The sequence below is a fragment of the Aeribacillus sp. JST-2 genome, from assembly GCF_056032925.1.
The window spans coordinates 1-2,463 of the sequence record NZ_JBVVUU010000085.1; the positions used below are offsets into that span (position 1 = coordinate 1).

The 2,463-nt window shown below is 49.7% G+C and carries 2 protein-coding genes; both read right to left on the reverse strand.

The annotated features are described in order from the left end of the window. Positions 1-68: 68 nt before the first annotated feature. Complete coding sequence (gene istB / locus AC0KTX_RS16575) at positions 69-821, reverse strand: IS21-like element helper ATPase IstB (protein ID WP_033019214.1); 753 nt, start codon at positions 819-821, stop codon at positions 69-71. Continuing rightward, positions 818-2,323 carry an IS21 family transposase gene (istA, locus tag AC0KTX_RS16580; RefSeq protein ID WP_474253147.1) on the reverse strand — a complete coding sequence of 502 codons (1,506 nt, stop codon included), beginning with the start codon at positions 2,321-2,323 and terminating at the stop codon, positions 818-820. The genes istB and istA overlap by 4 nt, the downstream gene beginning before the upstream one ends. Between the last annotated feature and the right edge of the window lie 140 nt (positions 2,324-2,463).

Sequence of the window (2,463 nt, forward strand, 5' to 3'; positions counted from 1 at the left end):
TGTTTTTTGCAAGCAAAAAGTGCAGAGAATTGCAAGAAAAAATACATAGGCTTGCCGGCTCAATGAATTTACCTTTCAACCGAGTGAGAAGGGAGCGACTGAACGGCAGAAAGCGCATGCCGCAAGCGGTAGCTCTCACCCGTAAACGCGAGAATGTGGGCGTGATGGACCAAACGATCCACCAGCGCTGCCGTCAGGCGGTTGTCCCCAAACACTCGATTCCACTGTCCAAACTCTAAATTCGATGTCACGATGACACTTTTTCGTTCATAACAATCGGCAATGATGTGAAACAGCAGTTCCGATCCCTGCTTTTGGAAAGGTACATAGCCGAGTTCGTCCAAAATCAACAGCTCGCATGTGTCGATTTGCCGTTTGAGCCGTCCGAGGGTGCCGTCTTTTAACGCCTCTTCGAGCTGGGCGACAAGATCGGCGACACGGAAAAACCGAACTTCATGGCCCCGTTCACACGCTTTTAATCCTAATGCGGTGGCGAGATGGGTTTTTCCTGTTCCCGGCGAACCTAAAAGCAGGACGTTCTGTTTTTGCTCCAAAAAGCGAAGGTCGCAAAGTTCTTCCTTCGAGGTCGTGGTCGGCCAATGAATCTGATCCGACCATTCGTAATCTTTGAGCCATTTCAACTCCCGGAACTTCGCCTTCTTGATCAATCGAGCCTGTTTTGCTTTCTGACGGAACGACAGCTCCAACGCCAACACATCACGCAAAAACTGTTCCTTGGTCTCGTAGGCCACCTCCTCGAATCGATCCGCGATGTACGCCAAATGCAGGGCTTTACAAATCTCTTTTAAATCCATCTTCATGCCCGGCTTCCCCCTTCCCTTGACGGACAAAGACGTTGATCATACACATGTAAATCGGTTTCATAGTCGACTAAAACGGAAGGGGTATAGGCTTCTTCCCATTTCGCGGGATACTCCGAACGCTTCGCCTCCATCAACACCCCGATCTCATGGGGCGCCAAATCCCACCGTTGATACTTGTCAAGCCACTGAGCGATCTCATAGACGGTGTACCGGTCCAGCAGCTTCTGCACCCCTCGAATGCGTGATGCCGTCTGTTTCGGTTGTTCCATGAAGTATTTCCTAATGGCCTCCGGTAAGTAAACTCGAAACCGCGAATACTCCACCACCCGGGGCTTTTGCGCCCATTCCGCCAAAATGTCCTTCCAAGGGAGCTCCCGTTGCTTTTTCGTGTACGGCCTTGGCGCTTCCAGGTACACCTCCCCTTCTTGGGACAAAACCATGAAACGATCCCATTCCTTTTTGACAAGGACACGGTTGGGGACCGGGATCCCATGAACCACAAACGCCTCCCCATCCACCGTTACTTCCCCGTATTTATTGACATTGGCGTGGTGGAAGGAGAAGATCGGGAGATCTCTCTCCGGCAGGACAAGCAACTCCTTTTGTTCTTCCTGCCATAATTCCTCAATGGTTCTCCCTTTTTCATAGTGGGGGCGGGCTCGATCTTCGATCATCTTGCGATGCAGCCACTCCGCCAGTTCTTCATCCCCCTTGATCAACGGAGCAGGGACAAAGCAGTGTTGACGAGTATAGTAAACTTTCCGTTCGACATTCCCTTTTTCGTGTCCGCTATACGGATTGCACGCCTGTACGTCAAACCGGTAATGAAGCCGGAATCGCTCAAATGCTTCAGTATATTGACGTTCGCCTCCTTTTCGGATCGAAACCACCGCCGCCGCCAAATTGTCGATGCGGAGTTTTCTCGGGACGCCTCCGGCTTGGCGAAACAGCTGAGTGAGCCCGTAAAGAAAACATTCGCTGTTTTCCGCTGGCAATGGATACGCATACGCGGCGTTGCTGTACGGAAAGCTCAAAATCAGAATTGATCGGTCTTCCTCTTTTCCCTCCTTCGTCACAACGGACATGGTGCCGAAATCCACCTGCGCTTCCCCCGGAGGGTGTTCCAGCCTCTCGTAACGCTGTTCCTTCTCCAGCTTAAGCTGAGGTCTTCGTTTTTGAACGTAGGCGCAAACCGTTCGATAAGACCCTTTAAAGCCATGTTCCTGCTTTAATTGTTCGTACATCTTCTTGCTTGTCCGCCGTTGTTTTCTTGGCAGTTTGGCGTCCTCCTCCAGCCAGTCATCAATGATTTGACCGTATCCTTCTTCCTCCATCATTCCCCGTTTTCTCTTTATTTTTTGTCTGACCGAAATGTCTCCATCCGCATATTTCTTGACTGTTCTCCAGTTAAATCCCGTCCTGCGGACAATTTCGGAAAGCGATAACCCTTTCTTTTCACGCAAATGTTTGATATGATGAATTTCAGGCATTGCTAGCATCCTTTCATTACCTCCACTGTTTTGTTCTTCACAACCTTAAACAGTAGAGGGTATTTTAGGAGCTGGCAAGCCTTTTTTTATGCCATGAAGCTCTGCACTTTTTTGTTGCAGAACTCTGTACTTTCATTTTGCACTAAACA